Below are 1,496 nucleotides of genomic sequence, written 5' to 3'. Positions count from 1 at the left end.
AACTGGCTCCATCCTACTCTGTGGGGAGAACCTTATCTACTTAAACCCCCTTTGATGGATTGGTTGATTGCCTTAAGCTATAAACTAGGGGGTGTCCAAGAATTCACTACTCGTCTGCCTGGTGCTTTTTTGTCAGCTTGTGGAGTACCACTGCTCTATTTAGTAGCACGAGAACTATTCGTTGAACGTGTCAGTGCAATATTTGCCGCTAGCGTCTACTTGACTCTGTTGCCAGTTGTGCGCCACGGACGTTTGGCGATGCTGGATGGCATGATCAATACTTGGTTTTTGCTGTTGCTATTGTGCTTACTTAAAGCTTGTCAGGCTCAGTCTTATTGGGCAATTGGGATCGGAGTTTGTTTAGGACTAATTACTTTCACAAAAGGTCTATTAGTTGTGCCTCTAGGGGCAATTGTCTTGGTCTTTATTCTGGCAAATAAAACGTTATGGTTGTTGAAAAGTCGCTATTTTTGGTTGGGCATAGTCCTAGGTTACGCACCGGTTTTGGTTTGGTATATTGCCCAATGGCAGCATTATGGAGCAACCTTTTGGCATGTTCATTTTATCTCGCAAGGATTCGCTCGCATCTCTCAAAAGGTGGAAGGGAATCAAGGCTCACCATGGTATTATCTTTTGGAGTTAATTAAGTATACTTTCCCTTGGCTATTGTTTTGGCTAGGAGGATTATATTTAGCTTGGCGAAAACCCCTCACGAGTTGGGGAAGTTTGATTTTAATTGGAACTATCGGCTATTTTACGATTATTTCTATGATGGGAACCAAGCTGCCCTGGTACATTATGCCTGTTTATCCCTTTTTTGCTATAGCTGTTGCCGCTCAACTCACCGTATTTTGGCAATATTGGAGTCGTTATCCTAAGATTTTAACAATTAGTTTAGGATTTATCGGAGTAGCTGGTTTAGGGGGATGTATTTATTTTATATTGGCAGATCCCCAACCGGTTTTAATCATTATGGGTATGGTGGTAAGCCTAACCATGACCCTAGCGGCTTTTAAAATTAAACAGCATAACCGCAATTTTATCCCAATTTTATTGATAGGGATGTACATGGCTTTGGTATTATTAATGAGTTCTCACTCTTGGCTCTGGGAGTTAAATGAAGCATTTCCAGTTAAGCCAGTGGCGGCTTTGATTCAGGAAAATACGGCTCCAGGGGATATTATCTATACGTCTTTTCCCTATCAGCGTCCTAGTTTGGATTTTTATAGCGATCGCAAAGTAATTCCCCAAGATGAAAAGACTTTAAAACAGTTGTGCTCAACTCAATCTTACCTGCTGTTGGACAACTCGACGTTAGCGGCTTTGCAATTACCTAACCAAGTATCTTTAGGAAGTGCTGAAGGGTTTACGTTAGCTAGAGGGGTGGGAGTCGGGAATCGGGAGTAGGGAGTCGGGAGATGGGGAGATGGGGAGATGGGGAGATGGGGAGATGGGGAGATGGGGAGATGGGGAGATGGGGAGGGGGGGAGGTGGGG

Annotated in this window: 1 protein-coding gene; it reads left to right on the top strand. The window is 43.6% G+C overall.

What is annotated here, in order from left to right; genetic code table 11:
• A partial coding sequence (locus F6K49_RS48240) for a glycosyltransferase family 39 protein (protein WP_293109757.1) occupies nt 1-1,407 on the top strand: 1,407 nt, incomplete at its 5' end.
• Nucleotides 1,408-1,496 lie beyond the last annotated feature (89 nt).

The organism is Moorena sp. SIO3I6, assembly GCF_010672095.1.
Note: the sequence above shows the minus strand (reverse complement) of the source record. Positions and strands in the feature narration are given on the sequence as shown.